We start from the raw sequence: 19035 nt of genomic DNA on the forward strand, positions 1-19035 counted from the left end.
GATGAGATGAGGAATTCGGTTCTCGGTTTGTTCATCGGATGGACCCTTCTCCTCTTGGTGGGATGCAGCTTTGATCCGTCCCCTGAGGAAAGGCTGGCTGAAACCCTTTCGAAGATGAATGAAGCCGAGCGGGATTACCGCGATGCACAAGTCGAGCTGGCGGAAATTGAAAAGTCGGAACAACAATTATTCCTTGAAACGATGAAATTGTCGCGGGAACAGGACGATGAATTGAAAGTGAATGCCGCTCGGCTGGTAGAACGGCAATCCAAAAGGCTTGACATTTTGGAGGTTGAAAAAAAGTCGATGGAGAAAGCCAGGAGATTGTCGGATGAATTTGCCGCCATTACGGAAAAAGCGGAGGATTCCGTTAAAAAAGATGTAGAGAGCTTGCGCCAGGCGATTGACGGACGATATGACCGACATGATGCCTTTCTCGCTTCATACAACGAACTGGCAGCACTTCAAAAGGGACTGTATGAGATGTTGACAACTGAAGGGACGGACTTCAAGAAGTTGGATGAGCATGTCCGGCTCGTCAATGAGCAGAACGAGAAGGTCCAATCGGCTGTGGAATCTTTCAATGAATCAACCCGTGAAGTGAATGAACTGCGGGGGACCGTGGAGTCACGTTTGCAACTGATAGAATAAAGGTAAAGAAGGGCAGGAACCCGTTTTCCTGCTCTTTTTTGGATGGTGCAAATAGCGATATGAAAGAATAGAATCTATTATACTACAGGTATCTTGTTGTGTTAATACAGATTTGTATAGACTTTCTTTTCGGAACATTCTTGTCGCCAGAAATACCTTGATGTCAATGATTGACCAAATGATTTACTTTAAGTATACTGAAAAAGAGTAAGGTTGTATCAGTATATTAGTTGAATAAACATAATACAGTTACGAAGGAGAGTTGCCAAAATGGCTGCAAAAAAAAATCAGCAGTTCGATCCGGTGGAAACGCTTCACGCGATTGAAGAAAAGTTTGAAATGCTCCAGGTTTTGAACGAGGAGGGCGAAATTGTCAACGAGGACGCCAACCCGAATTTATCTGATGAAGATCTTGTTGAATTGATGACACGGATGGTCTATACCCGAATTTTGGACCAGCGCTCCATTTCATTGAACAGACAAGGGCGTCTCGGGTTTTACGCTCCTACAGCCGGACAGGAAGCATCCCAGTTGGCTTCGCATTTTGCGCTTGAAAAAGAGGACTTCATCCTGCCGGGCTACCGTGATGTGCCTCAAATGATTTTCCATGGCTTGCCGTTACATATGGCGTTCCTTTGGTCGCGCGGCCATTTTCAAGGCGGGATGTTGCCGGAAGGACTCAACGTTTTTCCTCCGCAAATCATTATCGGCGCACAATACATCCAGGCTGCCGGTGTGGCGCTCGGTTTCCAAAAACGCGGCACGAAAGCCGTTGCAATGACGTATACAGGGGATGGCGGAACATCCCAAGGTGATTTCTATGAGGGCATCAACTTCGCCGGCGCTTACCGTTCCCCAGCTATTTTTATTATCCAAAACAATCAATATGCGATCTCGACTCCGCGTGAACTTCAGACAGCGGCAAAAACTTTGGCCCAAAAAGGGGTTGCCGCAGGGATTCCGAGTGTCTTGGTGGATGGCATGGATCCTCTCGCGGTCTATGCGGTGACACGCGATGCGCGTGAGCGTGCAATCAACGGGGAAGGCCCGACTTTAATCGAGACGCTTTGCTACCGCTACGGTCCGCACACGATGGCCGGAGACGATCCGACCCGTTACCGTACATCCGATACGGACAATGAGTGGGCGAAACGCGATCCGCTGATCCGCTTCCGAAAATACTTGGAAGGCAAAGGTCTGTGGAGTGAGGATCAAGAGAACGAAATCATCGAGCGTGCGAAAGAGGAGATCAAAGAAGCGATCAAGGCCGCCGATGCCGCTCCGAAACAGAAAGTGAGCGATTTTATCAAAATCATGAATAGAGGCGAGCTGCCATACAACCTCCAGGAACAGCTCGACATTTATACAGAGAAGGAGTCGAATTGACCGATGGCACAAATGACGATGATTCAAGCAATTACCGATGCGATGCGCACGGAGCTGAAAAATGATGAAAACGTCCTCGTCTTCGGTGAAGACGTCGGCGTCAACGGGGGAGTCTTCCGTGCGACGGAAGGACTGCAAAAGGAATTCGGAGAGGAACGCGTGTTTGATACGCCGCTAGCAGAGTCCGGAATCGGAGGCTTGGCGATCGGCCTGTCCTTGACCGGCTTCCGCCCAGTCATGGAGATCCAGTTCTTCGGTTTCCTCTATGAAGTGATGGACTCCGTCAGCGGACAGCTCGCCCGGATGAGCTTCCGCAGTGCGGGGACATTTAATGCGCCAGTGACAATCCGCTCGCCATTCGGCGGGGGCGTAGCAACGCCTGAAATGCACGCGGACAGCTTGGAAGGGCTTGTCGCTTCCCAACCGGGGTTGAAAGTGGTCATCCCGTCGACTCCTTACGATGCGAAAGGCCTGTTGATTTCGTCGATTCGCGATGAGGATCCGGTCGTGTTCCTGGAACATATGAAATTATACCGTTCATTCAGACAGGAAGTGCCTGAAGAGGAATATACGATTCCTCTAGGGAAAGCGGATGTGAAACGGGAAGGTTCTGACCTTTCCATCATTACGTATGGCGCCATGGTGCATGAAAGTTTGAAAGCGGCGGAAGAGTTGGAGAAGGAAGGCTATTCCGTCGAAGTGGTCGATCTTCGTACCATTCAACCACTTGATATTGAAACGATCATCGCATCGGTGGAAAAAACGAGCCGGGCAATTGTCGTGCAAGAAGCTCAAAAACAGGCAGGGATCGCTGCGAACGTCGTTTCGGAAATTACGGAACGGGCAATCTTGAGCTTGGATGCACCAGTCTTGCGCGTCACTGCACCGGATACAATCTATCCGTTTGCCCAAGGTGAAAATACATGGCTTCCGAATGCAAAAGACATTGTTGAAACAGCTAAAAAAGTATTGACGTTCTAATTGAATGAATCGTCAAAGAGGAAAGGGTGAATTTACGTGGCATTTGAGTTTCGCTTACCAGATATCGGGGAAGGGATCCACGAAGGTGAAATCGTGAAATGGTTCGTCGCGAAAGGGGATGCGATCAATGAAGATGATACGCTTCTCGAAGTCCAGAATGACAAAGCGGTAGTTGAAATCCCTTCGCCTGTGACGGGGACGGTCGAAGAGATCGTAGTATCGGAAGGGACAGTCGCTGTCGTGGGGGACGTACTGATCCGTATCGATGCACCTGGCTACGAAAGCACGTCGAGTGAGGGAGCGGAAGGGGTGGAAGAGACGGAGGCGCAAGTCCAGTCCACTGCCGAGGCCGGTCAACCAATCGATAAAGAGGAAGCGCCGAAAGATGACGAGCCGAAAGAGACGACAGGTGCAGGGGATATCGCCCAAGCTGACGTCGACCCGGATCGACGGGTCATTGCAATGCCGTCCGTTAGGAAATTTGCAAGAGAGCAAGATGTCGACATCCGTCAAGTCGCGGGCTCCGGCAAAAATGGCCGTGTAATGAAAGAGGATATCGAAGCATTCGTAAGCGGTGACCAAGCGCAGCAAGTTTCACCGACGATTGGGGAAGATAGCGGGAAAACTGAAGCAGCGTCAGCTGAGAAACAAACCACGCCTGTCGCTTTGGAAGGGGATTTCCCGGAAACGCGCGAAAAAATGTCGGGCATCCGGAAAGCGATCGCCAAGGCGATGGTCAATTCCAAACATACTGCCCCGCATGTCACTTTATTGGACGAAGTGGATGTGACAGAACTCGTGGCGCATCGCAAAAAATTCAAGGAGATTGCTGCCGAAAAAGGCATCAAATTGACGTACTTGCCGTATGTCGTCAAGGCGCTCGTCTCCACATTGCGTGAGTTCCCTGAATTGAACACGTCATTGGATGATGAAACACAAGAAATTATCCAGAAGCACTATTACAACATCGGAATCGCGGCGGATACGGAACGTGGCCTGCTCGTGCCGGTCATCAAACATGCGGACCGCAAATCGGTATTTGCCATTTCAAATGAGATCAACGAACTGGCCGGCAAAGCGCGGGAAGGCAAATTGGCTCCTCAAGAAATGAAAGGCGCTTCTTGCTCGATTACGAATATCGGATCAGCTGGCGGCCAATGGTTCACGCCGATTATCAATCATCCGGAAGTGGCGATTTTAGGAATCGGAAGAATTTCTGAGAAACCAGTAGTGAAAAATGGTGAAATTATAGCGGCACCTATGTTAGCATTATCTTTAGTGTTCGATCATCGGGTTATCGATGGTGCAACAGGGCAAAATGCGCTGAATCACCTAAAGAAATTACTCGGTAATCCAGAACTTTTATTAATGGAGGCGTAAGAAAATGGTAGTAGGGGATTTTCCAATCGAAGTAGACACGCTTGTCGTAGGATCCGGACCAGGAGGTTATGTAGCTGCAATCCGTGCAGCACAACTCGGACAAAAAGTGACAATCGTTGAAAAAGATAGTTTGGGAGGCGTATGCCTGAACGTCGGCTGTATCCCATCAAAAGCAATGATCGCGGTCGGCCATCGCTATGCTCATGCCAAGGATTCCGATGCAATGGGAGTCACGGCGACTGATGTGAAATTGGACTTCTCGAAAGCTCAAGCGTTCAAGGATGGAGTCGTGAAAAAGTTGACTGGCGGAGTCGAAGGACTTCTGAAAGGGAATAAAGTGGAAATCGTCCAAGGAGAAGCCTATTTTGTCGATGGCAACACGGCACGCATCATGGATGAAAATTCAGCACAAACGTATAAATTCAAAAATGCGATCATCGCGACAGGCTCACGTCCGGTTGAAATCCCTAATTTCAAATATTCCAAACGCGTCATCAATTCGACTGGTGCTTTGAATCTGGCAGAGCTGCCTAAGAAGCTTGTCGTCATCGGTGGAGGATACATCGGGACTGAACTCGGTTCTGCGTATGCGAATATGGGATCTGAAGTGACGATCATCGAAGGCATGGACGATATCCTTGCAGGTTTCGAAAAACAAATGACACAAATCGTCAAAAAAGGCTTAAAGAAAAAAGGCGTCGAGGTTGTTGTCAAAGCGTCTGCAAAAGGCGTGGAAGAGACAGACAATGGCGTAACGGTTACGTATGAAGTAAATGGCGAAGAGAAGAAAATCGAAGCTGACTATGTTCTTATGACAGTCGGCCGCCGTCCGAATACAGACGAAATCGGTCTGGAAGGGGCGGGCGTCAAATTGACAGAGCGCGGCCTTGTCGAAGTGGACAAACAATGCCGGACAAGCGTTCCGAACATTTATGCAATCGGGGATATCGTGCCAGGCCCACAGTTGGCACACAAAGCTTCTTATGAAGCGAAAGTGGCTGCTGAAGCGATTTCGGGTGAAAAATCGGAAGTCGATTACTTGGCAATCCCTGCAGTCTGCTTCACCGACCCTGAATTGGCAACAGTCGGGTTGAATGAAGCACAAGCGAAAGAAGAAGGCTATGATGTCATAACAGGGAAATTCCCATTCGCGGCAAACGGCCGGGCGCTCGCATTGGACGCGACAGAAGGGTTCGTCAAACTGGTGGCTCGTAAAGAGGATGGCCTTCTGATCGGTGCTCAAATCGTAGGCGAGAATGCTTCTGACATGATTGCAGAGCTTGGATTGGCAATCGAAGCGGGCATGACGTTGGAAGATGTCGCTATGACAATCCACGCTCACCCGACATTAGGTGAAATCTCCATGGAAGCAGCGGAAGTTGCACTTGGTAAGCCGATCCATATGGTTGTAAAATAAATAATGCTTTAACAAACCGCTTATTGGGCAGAAAGTTGTCCGATGAGCGGTTTTTCTTGATTCAAAGAAAGCGCAAGCGCTTGGCCATGCCCTTCCCGAGAGCAAGAACACGATGCTTTCATTCTTCCAGTTTACAAGTGTGAGAATCGGTGAACACTAATAATCCATGTTACTATGTAGAGAAAGGAAACAGCATGGAAAAGAGGAGCGTGCCTGGAAATGAACTATAGTTACCCGATCAGTACGGATTGGACAACGGATGAAATCATCGCTGTAACTGAATTTTACACGGCTGTTGAGAATGCCTACGAATCCGGTGTGCAGAAGGAAGTCCTTCTAGCAGCCTATCGTCGCTTCAAGGAAATCGTCCCTTCCAAAGCGGAAGAGAAGACCTTGCTGAAACAATTCGAAGAGGCGAGTGGATATGCGGGCTACCCAATTATAAAGGAAGCCAAAAGTACAGAGGCAGGGGCAACGATCAAAGGAGTACAGCGATAAGCGCTGTACTTCTTTTTTTACGGGAGGATGTTGTGAGGCATCGGAACGTTGTGAGGTGGAGGTGAAATGTTTCGAGGTTGGTGTGAAACGTTTCGAGGTTGGTGTGAAGCGTTTCGAGGTTGCTTGGATTTGTTGTGGAGCTCAGCCAAAATGTTGCGAGGTTTGACGGAAATGTTGTGAGGCATCGGAACGTTGTGAGGTGAAGGTGAAATGTTTCGAGGTTGGTGTGAAACTTTTCATGGTTGTCTTGATACGTAGTGGAGTTTCTCTAGATTGTTGAGAGGCTGTTCGAAACCCCGTGTAAAGTGATGGAGACATTACAACGTGCCAAAGAAATTCCCCATCAAAAAGGGTCGTCCGCTGCGTGGTATGGCGAACGACCCTTTTGGACACTACTCACTGCCTCCCGATGATGACGTCGTATACAGGCAGGAGTCGATTGAACGTTTCTTCGGCGTATGCCAAGAATTCGGCTTCCGGCATTTTCACTGCCACGTCCCGGTCCAAGTGGCGGCCGACGAGGAATTCCGCTTTTTTCACGGTTTGCAACCGATCCAACAATGATTCGATCCCTTCAATTCCGGCTTCCCCGATTGGAGTTGCTTCCGGCTTCATATGATCGCCGGAGACGATATAGTCAGTAGGCAGGTCGGTCAGGACGCTCACCTGTCCGGATAGGCGTTCGGCAATCCCTTTTTTGTCTGGATTTTCATAGATGACGGCCAAAATGATGAATAGATGCGTCTTCCATAGGCCAATCTGGAAATGAGGCAACGCTTTATATCCCCTTTTCGCTGGAGCGAAGGCGACCCAGCTGTCGGAAGGGGGATTGACAGTCCGACGCGCATGTTTTGCGACGTGGGGATAAAATTCATCCGTTCCATGTGAAGAAAGGTGGTCTGCAAATTGCCTTCCCAATAATGCGAATTTCGGCTGGATCCGAGCTTGTAATGCTTCCATTCTTTTCTCGAGTCCATCGATAACGAATACATCAAAATCGTTTTCTTCCCAAAAGGACTTGTGCATAATGACTCCTCCAATTCAATATTCACGTTTATCGTAACAGAATTTGGGGAACAATTTTAATAACAAGGCTTACCACTAAGCGAAACCGAAAGCGCTGCATATCCTAATGATAACAAATGAAATTCCCATAATTTTAATCCGAAGAAAGGGTGTTCACCATGAAACAAGTCGTTCATGTAATTAGGAAAGCCGAATTCGAGAAAGAATATGTATCGATGCTCAACCTGGAGCTTGACTACGAGTTGGCGACACTGTTTGACGCGATTGAGGAAAAGGATGAAAAGCAGCAGAAGAAAAGTAAGCAGCGCCTCGCAGATATCCATCGGGAGCTGGAGATGTTGAATGGTTTCGCTTAATGTAAGCTGGTTGACTCGAAAAGGCATCCGTGCACGAACTTCGGAAACGGAGAAAATGTGCAGGGATGCCTTTTCGCTGTCTTGCATCAGGACTTGGTAGCCGCATCAGACGTATTATACGTTTTTTGGCGGATTTCATCCGACACAAGAGTGCCAATGTTGCCGTGCGATATGACGTCCGGTAATTTTATGCTTATGTTATAATGAAGAAAAAGCAGTTAGTTGAGAGGGGCGGAGCTATGAGTTGGGGGAGTATCGACCGTTACGCAAAATCCATCATTAAAGAAGCGGGCCATAAGATCCGGAATTCGTTTTTCAGTCGTATTGACATCGATACGAAATCGGATGCCAATGACTTGGTGACGAACATCGACCGGGAAGTGGAAGAGTTTTTCATTGACCGCATCAAGCGGGATTTTCCGGATCATCGTATATTAGGAGAAGAAGGGGCGGGCGATCGGGTCACTTCGTTGGATGGGGTCATCTGGGTATTGGATCCGATCGATGGGACGATGAATTTCATTCACCAACGACGGAACTTTGCCATATCATTAGGGATCTATGCAGACGGAGTGGGAATGCTCGGCTATATCTATGATGTGATGCGGGACGACTTTTATAATGCAGCAAAGGGGGAAGGGGCCTATTTCAACGATGAACGGCTGCCGCAGCTTGAAATCACCCCGTTGCAGGAAGCGGTCATCGGCATCAATGCGAGCTGGGTCGCGCCGAATCGATATATGGACAATGAACCGATCATTCGGATGGTCCGGCAATGCCGGGGAACGAGATCCTATGGGTCGGCGGCCATCGAATTGGCCTATGTCTCCTCCGGGCGGATCGATGCTTATCTGTCGATGCGTTTGGCGCCTTGGGATATTGCGGGTGGCATCGTCATCGCACAGGAAGTGGGGGCAATCGCAACGACCATGAAAGGCCAGCCGCCGAACTTGCTGTCGCAGGACACCTTCATCGTCGCCAGACCAGGGCTGCATGAGGATATATTGAAAAACTACATACACTTAAAATGAAAGATGGTTCGCTGGTCGTGTTACCGATCAGTGAACCATCTTTAAGTTAAAGCAGACCTTGCTCGCGCATTTTCTTTTTCGTTTTGAATCCATTTCCCATTATGTAAACAAGTGCAAGGATGGCCGCAATGCCGACGAGCGGGCTCCGAATGGCGATAGCTACTCCGATGGCACACATGGAAGCCACGGCTGCAATTGAATAAATGACAAAGACCCATTTGATGTCTTTCAAAAAAAAACCTCCATCTATTAGATAAATTGTTTTAGTATCGGTATGCTATATGTTATACTAACACAGTTATGCGACTGAAAAAAGAATAATGGAGTGAAATTATGTCGAACGTACGTAATGATTTACGTAATATAGCAATTATCGCACACGTTGACCACGGAAAAACGACATTGGTTGACCAACTTTTGAAACAATCCGGGATTTTCCGCTCCAATGAGCATGTAGATGAGCGGGCAATGGACTCGAATGATATTGAACGGGAACGTGGAATCACCATTTTGGCGAAAACGACAGCTGTTGAGTATAAAGATAAAAAAATCAATATTTTGGATACACCGGGCCACGCCGATTTCGGGGGAGAGGTGGAACGGATCCTGAAAATGGTGGACGGTGTCATTTTGGTCGTCGACTCGTATGAAGGATGCATGCCGCAAACACGCTTTGTATTGAAGAAGGCGTTGGAAGAGAATTTGAAGCCGATCGTAGTCGTCAATAAAATCGACCGTGAATTTGCGAGGCCTGAAGAAGTCGTCGATGAAGTGTTGGAATTATTCATCGAATTGGATGCGAATGATGAGCAGCTTGAATTCCCAGTTGTTTATGCGTCTGGATTTAACGGAACGGCCAGTCTATCCCCGGACCCGGCTGATCAGGAAGATACGCTCCGCGTACTCTATGACGCCATAATCGAACATATTCCGGCACCGGTCGACAATCGGGATGAACCGCTGCAATTTCAAGTATCTCTTCTCGATTATAACGACTATGTCGGCCGTATCGGTATCGGGCGTATTTTCCGGGGAACGATGAAAGTAGGCCAGCAAGTGTCTGTCATGAAACGGGACGGCTCATTGAAAAACTTCCGGGTGACGAAAATGTCCGGATTCCTTGGGCTAAAACGGATTGAAATCCAAGAGGCCTTCGCAGGAGACTTGGTTGCAGTTTCCGGGATGGAAGATATCGATGTCGGGGAAACGATCTGTCCGGTCGACCATCCGGAAGCTCTTCCATCCCTCCATATCGATGAACCGACGCTGCAAATGACGTTCCTTGTCAACAATAGCCCGTTTGCCGGGAAAGAAGGGAAATGGGTCACGGCACGGAAAATCGAAGAGCGATTGGAACAGCAATTGCAGACGGATGTTTCCCTTCGCGTCGAGCCGACCGACTCCCCGGATGCTTGGACAGTCTCCGGCCGTGGGGAACTTCATTTATCCATCCTGATTGAAAATATGAGACGGGAAGGATTCGAGCTGCAAGTTTCCAAACCGTCTGTGATCGTCAGAGAGATTGACGGAGTGAAATCAGAGCCTGTCGAACGGGTACAGATCGATATTCCAGAAGAGCATACCGGATCAATTATCGAATCCATCGGGGAACGGAAGGGCGAAATGCTCGATATGATCAATAACGGCAATGGCCAAGTCCGCCTCATCTTCCTTGTGCCTGCACGTGGATTGATCGGCTATACGACCGAATTCCTTACATTGACAAGAGGATACGGCATTTTGAACCATACCTTCGATTCTTACAAACCGATGGCGTCCGGAAAAGTGGGGGGCCGCCGACATGGCGTTCTCGTGTCAATGGAAAACGGAACGGCGACGCCTTATGGTATAATGCAGCTAGAGGATCGCGGCACGATGTTTGTGGAAGCGGGAACGGAAATCTACGCTGGTATGATTGTCGGAGAAAATACGCGGGATAATGATTTGACTATCAACTTGACGAAAGCGAAACAAGCGACGAATGTGCGCTCCGCTACAAAGGACCAGACCGTCACGACGAAAAAACCAAGGATCATGTCTCTGGAGGAAGCGTTGCAATACTTGGATGATGACGAGTATTGCGAAGTCACTCCGAAATCCATTAGACTGCGGAAGAAAATCTTGGATAAAAACGAACGCGAACGGATCCAGAAAAAGAAAAAACTTGCCGATTCTTGATAGCCTCGGAAAGAGCCGTTCCATTGGAATGGCTCAGCCTTGGACAAAAGGCGGCAATTGGAAAGGGATGTGTTGAATGAGTGCTACGGTTAAGGAGACAGAGTTCGTCTTCAACCGCATGTCGGGAATTTCGCATTTTATCTATGAAGTGGCGCCTTCCTACACAGTTGCGGGCTATATTCTGTTTGCCTCTGTATTCCTCATGTCGGCTATCGTTTATCATCTTGGCTTTGCAAAGAAGCTCAAACCGCTTCAAAACTTGATCATCTATATTTTCCTGTTCCTTGGATGCCTCATTTTGACGTTTTTAGCTTTCTTCCTTCCTATCGTGGAAGGGCTGATTGTCGCGGCGCTTATCTTAATCATCTATCGCGTCCGCAGGCTGAATGAACACAAAGAAGACTCCGTCGCATCGTAATGCGACGGAGTCTTTTTCAAATTCAGGTCAAAATGCAGGTGCCCGGCTCTATCGTTGTGTTCAGCCCCTTTTGGAAAGACGAGTCTTTCCGGCATGCTTTTCAGCAGTTATTGGGGCTGAACAGGCACTGTATGCTTTTCTAGTCGTCTAGGAAATTATAAAATCCCGGCATGTGGATAACCTTCAAAACTGGGTTTGTTTGCGTCCAGCTCCGGGCGCTAGAGGGAGGATGCCTTAATTTCTGCAAAACACGCAGAAATCAAGGCAAATCGAACCCTTTGCTGTTTGATTGGCTCGGGGTCATAAGCCAAAGCTGCTCGTAGCGTGCCTTAATTTCTGCAAAGTACGCAGAAATCCGGCAAATCAACCCTTCGCTGTTCGATTGGCAAAAAGCGCCACGCCGCATCTTCATCTTATGCCTGTCGCCCCTGAGCAAGCGCCCTGCGCTTTTGCTCTTAAAAATCTTTTTCAATCGGATGGGTGCTGCGCCGGAAGAAAAAGTTTCTGGTCGCAATGCGGGCAATGGTCTTTTCCGCAATCCGGTCGTTGCACTGTTCACACATATACGTATGGATCGGGCGGTTCCTCAGTTTTTTTGCCAATGGAAGGTCATCGGGAAGCTGCCCGATTTCGTCGCATATGACACATTTGACGCGCATGGCAATCCCTCCTTCAGTCGATTCGGATAGCGCGGATGTTGCGGACGGGGTCGTTTTGATTGGAACCGTCTGTGAAAAGAAGATGGACCGGTCCATCTTCCCGAAGCGGTTTTCCCTCATCGCTGAATTTGAAAATCAGTCGATCTCCTTCTTCTAGGGGGACAGAAACTTCTTTTCCGTCGGCCAGTTCGAAGACAATCGTCTCGGCATCCTCCGACGGTCCCGCGATTCGAATGAATTGTTGCAACAGGATGCCGAAAGTTCCTGTCAGCATTTTGGTCTTCTCGTATTTCGCCTCAGTTTTCAATGTAGGAGGGAAGGTGGCCCCTTCCATGATCTCCCGGGACCAATGCTTGCCCATGTCTTTCTTATATTGTTCCATTTCATCAATGTTGATCTGTTCCTGTGTAAAATATGTTGTCAGGTCGATCCGTCGGTCATCAAAAATCCAAACTGTCGGATCCAGCGTGATGACATGCTGCACCTTTCCCTTGATCGGAATGATAGATTCCAAATTCATTTCCTCCTACCTAGCAAAGTCCATTCCTTCTCAGTATACCGCCTTTACCCCGGATTGAACAATCATTTAGGGCGGGATCCATTGTTGACGGAAGGGAAACACTTGCTTTTTGACGTCTCAAAAGATACAATTTATTCATAATAACCGATTAGAAAAAGGTTGGTGAGGGGACCCTCATGGATACGGATTTGCAAGAGACATACCAAGAGAAGGCTTTGAAACAGCTTCAAGCTGATGCCGATAAGATCGCCCAACTGATTAAGGTGCAAATGGACCATCTGACAATGCCGCAGTGCCCTTTATATGAAGAAGTCCTCGATACCCAAATGTACGGGCTATCCCGTGAAATTGAATTTGCGGTGAAACTCGGGCTCATTGAAAGGCATAAAGGGAATGAAATCCTGTCCCTGCTCGAAAAAGAGATGACGGTCCTGCACGAATTATATACAAAAAAATAAGCCGAAGACTCAAACTCGTCCAAAGTTTGAGTTTTTTGTTTAATTTCGTACTTTACTTAATGGGTTAGAACGCTGCGTTTCGGGAACTCCAGTTAAGCCTGACACGTTAAAGTAGGGGAAGGTCGATCTCGAGTAAAGCTGAAAAAAGAGATTCCCGGCAAGGGAGATTTGCCAATTGATTGAAGAAGAGGTATTGCTATGAAACTATATATAAGGCGCTTATTGAAGCATTTTGATTTTCCTCTGTTTTTTACCTATCTGATCCTTTGCCTGTTCGGGCTCGTCATGATCTACAGCGCGAGTATGGGAGCTGCTGTGAATCGGTATGAGTATGCTTCAGATCATTATTACAGGAGACAGCTCATTAATCTTGCAATCGCGATACCCGCTTTCTTCATGGCCGCCTTTTTTCCGTATAAAAACTATAAAAGAAAAAAATTGATGATTGTTTCCGTGATCGGCATGCTCTGTCTCCTGTTCTCGGTCCATTTCATCGGATCGGGGGATCACGTCGGAGCGAATAGCTGGATCAAGACACCGTTAGGCAATATCCAGCCATCCGAAGTGGCGAAGCTTGTAATCATCGTCTATTTTGCGAGTGTCTTTGCAAAGAAATATGAAGCCGGTACGATAGATAATATTAACAAATCGATCGGACCGCCTATTTTGATTCTCGTTCTTGCTATCGTCTCGATCATGTTTGAGACGGATATCGGGACAGCTTTCATTATTATTATCGGTTCGCTCTCCGTCCTGGCCGCAAGCGGAATCAAGAAAAAGACTTTCATGAAGTTAAGTGGAATTGTAACGATGGCCATGATTCCCGTTGCTTTGATCATTTTTGTTGCATGGGATTTCGTCATGACGGACTCGAGAAAAGGCCGGTTGCTGTCTTTCTTGAATCCATTCGATTATTTGCAAGGGTCCGGCTATCAAATTGCGAACGGATATATTGCGATTGGTGCAGGAGGGGTAAAAGGACTAGGTCTAGGGAATTCTGTCCAAAAAATGGGGTATTTACCCGAACCGCAGACAGATGTCATTATGGCTGTCATTTCAGAAGAGCTTGGTGTGTTCGGATCCCTTATTGTAATTGGGGGACTCGGCTTTATCGTTCTCCGTGCACTCTACGTTGCCCTACAGGCGAAAGACCCACATGCGCGGATGCTGGCAGCCGGAATCGGCAGTGTGATCGGCATTCAGACGTTTGTCAACCTAGGGGGCTTGACAGGGCTGATTCCTCTTACCGGCGTCCCTCTGCCATTTATAAGTTATGGCGGAACCTCTGTTATTCTGTTATCTTTATCTTTAGGAATATTGATGAATGTGTCAATATTCACTAAATATGAAAAAACGAAAAGAAGAGGGAGTGCCTTGTGATGGAAAAGATTGAAAAGATTCTTGTAGCCAACCGGGGAGAAATTGCAATCCGCATATTTCGGGCTTGTACGGAATTGAACATTCCGACGGTCGGCATCTATTCGACGGAAGATAGTGGGTCATTTCATCGATACAAGGCAGACGAGTCCTACCTTGTGGGGAAAGGGAAAAAACCGATCGATGCCTATTTGGACATCGAAGGGATCATCGCAATCGCGAAGGATTCCGGGGCGAATGCAGTCCATCCGGGTTATGGCTTCTTAGCGGAGAATGAGGAGTTTGCACGACGCTTGGAGGAGGAAGGAATCATTTTCATCGGTCCGACTTCAAAGCATCTGGACATGTTCGGGGACAAAGTCAAAGCACGGGAACAGGCAATTCAAGCAGGGATTCCCGTCATTCCGGGGAGTGATGGCCCTGTAACGTCAGTGGGGGATGTTTCACAATTCGGGGAGGAGCATGGCTACCCGATCATCATCAAAGCTTCGCTCGGTGGCGGAGGCCGCGGGATGCGGATCGTCCAGTCCGCCGATGAAGTGTTCGAGGCGTATGAACGCGCCAGATCGGAAGCGAAGTCCGCATTCGGTTCGGATGAGGTATATGTGGAAAAGTTCATCAAGAAGCCGAAGCATATCGAAGTCCAAATTTTGGGTGATTCGTTCGGCAACGTTGTCCATCTGTATGAACGGGACTGTTCGATCCAGCGCCGCCATCAGAAAGTAGTCGAAGTGGCGCCGTCGATTTCGTTGGACGATGGATTGCGTAGCCAAATTTGTGATGCAGCTGTGAAACTAATGAAGAACGTCAATTATATGAATGCGGGAACGGTCGAGTTCCTTGTTGCGGACGGAAATTTCTATTTCATCGAAGTCAATCCGCGGATCCAGGTGGAACATACCATTACGGAAATGGTGACGGGAATTGATATCGTTCACGCTCAGATTCATATTGCTGATGGACAGAACCTCCATGAAGGACCATCCGCGATTCCAGTACAGGCCCAGATTCCGCTATTCGGCTACGCCATCCAATCGCGGGTGACGACGGAAGATCCCTTGAATGATTTCATGCCGGATACCGGGAAATTGATGGTGTATCGCTCCGGCGGCGGTTTTGGAGTTCGTCTCGATGCCGGAAACGGGTTCCAAGGGGCTGTCATCACGCCGCATTATGATTCCTTACTCGTGAAGGTGTCGACTTGGGGCATGACATTCCGTGAAGCGGCCGGCAAAATGGATCGTAATTTGCAGGAATTCCGGATCCGTGGAATCAAAACGAATATTCCGTTCCTTGAAAACGTCGTCAAACATGAAAAATTCTTAACCGGGGACTATGATACCGGTTTCATCGATTCCACGCCGGAACTATTTTTATTTCCTCATCGGAAAGATCGCGGGACGAAAATGCTCAACTATATCGGTAACGTCACCATCAACGGATTTCCGGGAATCGGAAAACAGTCGAAACCGCTATTCCATCCAGCCAGGAAGCCGAAAGTCGATCTGATTACGCCTGCACCGGCAGGAACGAAGCAGATCTTGGACGAACAGGGTGCTGAAGGACTCGTCCGGTGGATCAAGAATCAGGAGGATGTTCTGCTGACGGATACGACATTCCGGGATGCGCACCAATCCTTACTTGCCACACGTGTCCGGACTGCTGATATTACGTCGATTGCATCCGAGTCGGCCCGCCTGATGCCAGACCTGTTCTCCTATGAAATGTGGGGAGGGGCCACCTTCGATGTCGCATACCGTTTCTTGAAAGAAAGCCCGTGGGAACGGTTATTGAAGCTGCGGGAACAAATTCCGAATGTATTGTTCCAGATGCTGCTTCGGGGAGCGAACGCAGTAGGCTATAAAAACTATCCGGATAACGTCATCCGCGAGTTCGTGGCCACATCGGCGCAAGCGGGAATCGACGTGTTCCGCATCTTCGACAGCCTGAACTGGATCAAAGGAATGGAAGTCGCCATTGATGAGGCACGTGCCTCGGGTAAAATTGCCGAAGCGGCCATCTGCTATACTGGTGATATTTTGGATGATTCGCGTGCGAAGTATACAGTCGGGTACTATAAAGAGATGGCGAAGGAATTGGAAGCAGCGGGTGCTCATATTCTAGCTATCAAAGATATGGCAGGATTGCTGAAACCGGAAGCGGCCTATCGTTTGATTTCTGAATTAAAAGAAACGATCGAGTTGCCGATCCATTTGCATACCCATGATACGAGCGGTAACGGTATTTTCATGTACGCACGAGCCATCGAAGCGGGAGTCGACATCGTCGATACAGCGCTTGGCGCCATGGCGGGGCTCACATCCCAACCGTCCGCCAGTTCCCTCTACTACGCTTTGCAAGGCGGGGAGCGCCAAGTCCGGGCTGATGTCAAGTCGTTGGAAGATTTGTCGTACTACTGGGAAGATGTCCGGAAATATTATCAGCATTTCGAAAGCGGCATGATGAGCCCTCATTCGGAAATCTATGTCCATGAAATGCCAGGCGGCCAGTACTCCAATCTTCAACAACAGGCGAAGGCGGTCGGATTGGGCGAACGCTGGGATGAAGTGAAAGATATGTATTCTCGTGTCAACTTGTTGTTCGGGGATGTCGTCAAAGTGACTCCATCCTCCAAGGTCGTCGGGGACATGGCATTGTTCATGGTGCAAAATGATCTGGATGAAGAATCTGTTTTGCTGCGCGGAAAGTCGATCGATTTCCCGGAATCGGTCATCGAGTTTTTTGAAGGGTATATCGGGCAGCCGTACGGCGGATTTCCGAAGGAGCTTCAAGAAGTCGTCTTGAAAGGCAGGGAACCGATCACGGTGCGCCCGGGCGAATTGCTCGAAGAAGAAGACTTCGACAAGATTCGTGCTGAATTGAATGAAAAACTGGAGCGCCCGGTGACGAGCCACGAAATGCTGGCGCACGCGCTTTATCCGAAAGTGTTCGAGGAATATTGCGCAACGCATCAAATGTTCGGAGATGTCTCCGTCTTGAGTACGCCGGAATTCTTGTATGGGATGCGGCTGGGTGAGGAAATCGAAGTGGAGATCGAGAAGGGCAAAACGCTCATCATCAAACTGGTTTCCATCGGTGAGCCGCAATCCGATGGAACTCGTGTCATTTACTTCGAACTGAATGGACAACCGCGCGAAGTCATCATCGAAGATATGAGCATCGAATCCGATACGGTGAAAAAACAGAAAGCCGATCCTCAAAACGAATCGCATATCGCAGCCACGATGCCAGGAACTGTCCTGAAGGTCGCGGTTTCCAAAGGAACGAAAGTGAGGCGGGGCGAGCATATGTTGATCACGGAAGCGATGAAGATGGAAACGACCATCCAAGCACCTTTCGATGGAGTTGTGAAAGACATTCATGTCAGTGCCGGGGAATCGATTGCAACCGGTGACTTGCTCATCGAACTGGATCATTCGTAACAAACAAAGGAATGAGTGTCCTCGCCAGCACAGGATATCTAATTAGGCGCCCAGAGAAAAAGCATCCGGAGAAACTCCGGATGCTTTTATTAATTTATCGTATTAATGGTTAGTATAAGGAAGTGCGCCATTGACTTTCTATTGTTTGCTGTCCTTGGCTCTTGAAACGAGTAGGACCATATACGTCAACAGGCCGAAAAGCAAAGAGATGAACAGGGAATGCAACAGAGCCACGTAAAGGTTCAACTTGGTCAGAATGACGGTCATTCCTGTGATCACTTGCGCCGTCACCAACAGGAAGGCGATGAACCAGCCCCATAGGATGGCACGTTGATCCTTGTAATGGCGGAATGCATGAATGGCGATGACACCGATCCAGATGAAGATGAGAGCTGCGGCGGCACGATGCCCCATCTGCACCCATTCATACATATTGCCCGGTAATTCGAACCGCCCGTTGTGGCAAAGCGGCCAATCGGCGCAAACAAGCCCTGAATTTGTGTGACGGACGAGCGCCCCGGTATAGATGACAATATATGAATAGATGGATACGCCGATTGTATGCCATTTCAATGTCTTGCCAATACGGATTTTATCCGTATCGAATTTCTGGTCCACCTCGAAAATGAGCAAAGTCAACAGAAGGACAGAGGCGAAAGAAATGAGCGAGATGCCAAAATGCAGAGCGAGGATGAAGTCACCTTGTCCCCATAACACTTGAGCTGCTCCGATAAGTGCCTGCAAAATCAGGAAGAAAACAGCCATGAATGCCAAAAATTTGGTTTCCCGAATATGGCCGATCGATTTCCAAGACCAGACCGCCAAAACGACAATTAAAATTCCGACCGCTCCGGTAACGAGGCGATGGGAAAACTCGATGAGCACTTCGGCTGTGATTTCATCGGGGATAAGTTGGCCGTTGCACCCTGGCCAATGCCGTCCGCATCCCATTCCGCTGTCCGTCTTCGTCACCAGGGCGCCGCCGAGAAGAATCAGCAACATCCCGACTGTCGAAGCGACCGCGAACCATTTTAAATATTTATTATATCGCAAAAATAAAACACCTACTTTATAAGTAATGACCATTGATAAGAATGGCCCTGCTTTGTCGATGATAACGAAAAAAAAACGAAAAAACAATGTCCAACAGAGGAATTCGGCATTCCACCCCTTCATTTCACAAATTGTTCATAAAAAAGAACCTTTAACTTCACAAATGGGTTAGTGAAATGCTTTATCATAGGGGAGGGTGAGGG

At 48.4% G+C, this 19035-nt stretch carries 18 protein-coding genes; 13 read left to right on the forward strand and 5 right to left on the reverse strand.

All coding sequences use genetic code 11. The features are described from left to right. The first annotated feature begins 6 nt into the window (after positions 1–6). The 6 genes from OXB_RS09680 (at position 7) to OXB_RS09705 (ending at position 6313) form a co-directional block, all read left to right on the forward strand. Positions 7–651: a YkyA family protein gene (locus tag OXB_RS09680; protein WP_041073782.1), complete on the forward strand. Its 645-nt coding sequence runs from the start codon at positions 7–9 to the stop codon at positions 649–651. Positions 652–921: 270 nt separating this feature from the next. Beyond that, complete coding sequence (gene pdhA / locus OXB_RS09685) at positions 922–2037, forward strand: pyruvate dehydrogenase (acetyl-transferring) E1 component subunit alpha (protein ID WP_041073784.1); 1116 nt, start codon at positions 922–924, stop codon at positions 2035–2037. Positions 2038–2040: 3 nt separating this feature from the next. After that, the gene (locus OXB_RS09690) at positions 2041–3018 is read left to right on the forward strand and encodes an alpha-ketoacid dehydrogenase subunit beta (RefSeq protein ID WP_041073786.1); all 978 of its coding nucleotides are present in this window, start codon (positions 2041–2043) and stop codon (positions 3016–3018) included. A gap of 36 nt (positions 3019–3054) precedes the next feature. Then, entirely contained in the window at positions 3055–4398 is a 1344-nt protein-coding gene (locus OXB_RS09695; protein WP_041073789.1) for a dihydrolipoamide acetyltransferase family protein, read from the forward strand. A gap of 4 nt (positions 4399–4402) precedes the next feature. Beyond that, positions 4403–5815 carry a dihydrolipoyl dehydrogenase gene (gene lpdA, locus OXB_RS09700; RefSeq protein WP_041073791.1) on the forward strand — a complete coding sequence of 471 codons (1413 nt, stop codon included), beginning with the start codon at positions 4403–4405 and terminating at the stop codon, positions 5813–5815. Positions 5816–6034: 219 nt separating this feature from the next. Continuing rightward, positions 6035–6313 (forward strand): UPF0223 family protein, encoded by a 279-nt coding sequence (locus OXB_RS09705; RefSeq protein ID WP_041073793.1) that lies wholly within the window; start codon positions 6035–6037, stop codon positions 6311–6313. A 396-nt stretch (positions 6314–6709) separates the two neighbouring features. On the opposite strand, the gene OXB_RS09710 is transcribed toward OXB_RS09705, so the two are convergent. Beyond that, positions 6710–7339 carry a YktB family protein gene (locus tag OXB_RS09710; RefSeq protein ID WP_041073795.1) on the reverse strand — a complete coding sequence of 210 codons (630 nt, stop codon included), beginning with the start codon at positions 7337–7339 and terminating at the stop codon, positions 6710–6712. Positions 7340–7497: 158 nt separating this feature from the next. Here OXB_RS09710 and OXB_RS09715 point away from each other — a divergent pair, with 158 nt between their 5' ends. Both OXB_RS09715 and OXB_RS09720 read left to right on the forward strand, forming a co-directional pair. Next, positions 7498–7695, forward strand: coding sequence for a hypothetical protein (locus tag OXB_RS09715; protein ID WP_041073797.1), 198 nt, complete (start codon positions 7498–7500; stop codon positions 7693–7695). Between the two features lie 239 nt (positions 7696–7934). Next, on the forward strand, positions 7935–8726 hold the full coding sequence (locus OXB_RS09720) for an inositol monophosphatase family protein (RefSeq protein ID WP_041073799.1): 792 nt from the start codon (positions 7935–7937) through the stop codon (positions 8724–8726). 46 nt (positions 8727–8772) lie between these two features. Here OXB_RS09720 and OXB_RS09725 read toward each other — a convergent pair whose 3' ends face one another. After that, complete coding sequence (locus OXB_RS09725) at positions 8773–8958, reverse strand: YlaF family protein (RefSeq protein WP_041073801.1); 186 nt, start codon at positions 8956–8958, stop codon at positions 8773–8775. Positions 8959–9059: 101 nt separating this feature from the next. Between OXB_RS09725 and typA the strand changes: the two genes are divergently transcribed. Next, positions 9060–10904, forward strand: a complete 1845-nt coding sequence (gene typA / locus OXB_RS09730) for a translational GTPase TypA (protein WP_041073803.1) — start codon at positions 9060–9062, stop codon at positions 10902–10904. 76 nt (positions 10905–10980) lie between these two features. Next, positions 10981–11322 (forward strand): YlaH-like family protein, encoded by a 342-nt coding sequence (locus OXB_RS09735; protein WP_052483972.1) that lies wholly within the window; start codon positions 10981–10983, stop codon positions 11320–11322. Positions 11323–11777: 455 nt separating this feature from the next. On the opposite strand, the gene OXB_RS09740 is transcribed toward OXB_RS09735, so the two are convergent. Further along, on the reverse strand, positions 11778–11981 hold the full coding sequence (locus OXB_RS09740) for a YlaI family protein (protein ID WP_041073805.1): 204 nt from the start codon (positions 11979–11981) through the stop codon (positions 11778–11780). Between the two features lie 13 nt (positions 11982–11994). Continuing rightward, on the reverse strand, positions 11995–12495 hold the full coding sequence (locus OXB_RS09745; RefSeq protein ID WP_041073807.1) for a hypothetical protein: 501 nt from the start codon (positions 12493–12495) through the stop codon (positions 11995–11997). A 182-nt stretch (positions 12496–12677) separates the two neighbouring features. Between OXB_RS09745 and OXB_RS09750 the strand changes: the two genes are divergently transcribed. The 3 genes from OXB_RS09750 to pyc all read left to right on the forward strand — a co-directional run bounded on the left by OXB_RS09750 (position 12678) and on the right by pyc (position 17779). After that, positions 12678–12959, forward strand: coding sequence for a YlaN family protein (locus tag OXB_RS09750; RefSeq protein ID WP_041073809.1), 282 nt, complete (start codon positions 12678–12680; stop codon positions 12957–12959). A gap of 198 nt (positions 12960–13157) precedes the next feature. Further along, complete coding sequence (locus OXB_RS09755; RefSeq protein WP_041073811.1) at positions 13158–14339, forward strand: FtsW/RodA/SpoVE family cell cycle protein; 1182 nt, start codon at positions 13158–13160, stop codon at positions 14337–14339. Further along, complete coding sequence (pyc, locus tag OXB_RS09760) at positions 14339–17779, forward strand: pyruvate carboxylase (RefSeq protein ID WP_041073813.1); 3441 nt, start codon at positions 14339–14341, stop codon at positions 17777–17779. Before OXB_RS09755 ends, pyc begins: the two co-directional genes overlap by 1 nt. Positions 17780–17917: 138 nt before the next feature. Here pyc and OXB_RS09765 read toward each other — a convergent pair whose 3' ends face one another. After that, positions 17918–18832 carry a COX15/CtaA family protein gene (locus tag OXB_RS09765; RefSeq protein ID WP_041076603.1) on the reverse strand — a complete coding sequence of 305 codons (915 nt, stop codon included), beginning with the start codon at positions 18830–18832 and terminating at the stop codon, positions 17918–17920. Positions 18833–19035: the final 203 nt, after the last annotated feature.

This window comes from Bacillus sp. OxB-1, assembly GCF_000829195.1.
GTDB lineage: Bacteria > Bacillota > Bacilli > Bacillales_A > Planococcaceae > Sporosarcina.

Bases quoted from the DNA above. Each gene is read 5' to 3' on its own strand.
- OXB_RS09680 (WP_041073782.1), top strand. From the start codon at position 7: ATGAGGAATTCGGTTCTCGGTTTGTTCATCGGATGGACCCTTCTCCTC.
- pdhA (WP_041073784.1), top strand. From the start codon at position 922: ATGGCTGCAAAAAAAAATCAGCAGTTCGATCCGGTGGAAACGCTTCAC.
- OXB_RS09690 (WP_041073786.1), top strand. From the start codon at position 2,041: ATGGCACAAATGACGATGATTCAAGCAATTACCGATGCGATGCGCACG.
- lpdA (WP_041073791.1), top strand. From the start codon at position 4,403: ATGGTAGTAGGGGATTTTCCAATCGAAGTAGACACGCTTGTCGTAGGA.
- OXB_RS09705 (WP_041073793.1), top strand. From the start codon at position 6,035: ATGAACTATAGTTACCCGATCAGTACGGATTGGACAACGGATGAAATC.
- OXB_RS09710 (WP_041073795.1), bottom strand. From the start codon at position 7,339: ATGCACAAGTCCTTTTGGGAAGAAAACGATTTTGATGTATTCGTTATC.
- OXB_RS09715 (WP_041073797.1), top strand. From the start codon at position 7,498: ATGAAACAAGTCGTTCATGTAATTAGGAAAGCCGAATTCGAGAAAGAA.
- OXB_RS09720 (WP_041073799.1), top strand. From the start codon at position 7,935: ATGAGTTGGGGGAGTATCGACCGTTACGCAAAATCCATCATTAAAGAA.
- typA (WP_041073803.1), top strand. From the start codon at position 9,060: ATGTCGAACGTACGTAATGATTTACGTAATATAGCAATTATCGCACAC.
- OXB_RS09735 (WP_052483972.1), top strand. From the start codon at position 10,981: ATGAGTGCTACGGTTAAGGAGACAGAGTTCGTCTTCAACCGCATGTCG.
- OXB_RS09740 (WP_041073805.1), bottom strand. From the start codon at position 11,981: ATGCGCGTCAAATGTGTCATATGCGACGAAATCGGGCAGCTTCCCGAT.
- OXB_RS09750 (WP_041073809.1), top strand. From the start codon at position 12,678: ATGGATACGGATTTGCAAGAGACATACCAAGAGAAGGCTTTGAAACAG.
- OXB_RS09755 (WP_041073811.1), top strand. From the start codon at position 13,158: ATGAAACTATATATAAGGCGCTTATTGAAGCATTTTGATTTTCCTCTG.
- pyc (WP_041073813.1), top strand. From the start codon at position 14,339: ATGGAAAAGATTGAAAAGATTCTTGTAGCCAACCGGGGAGAAATTGCA.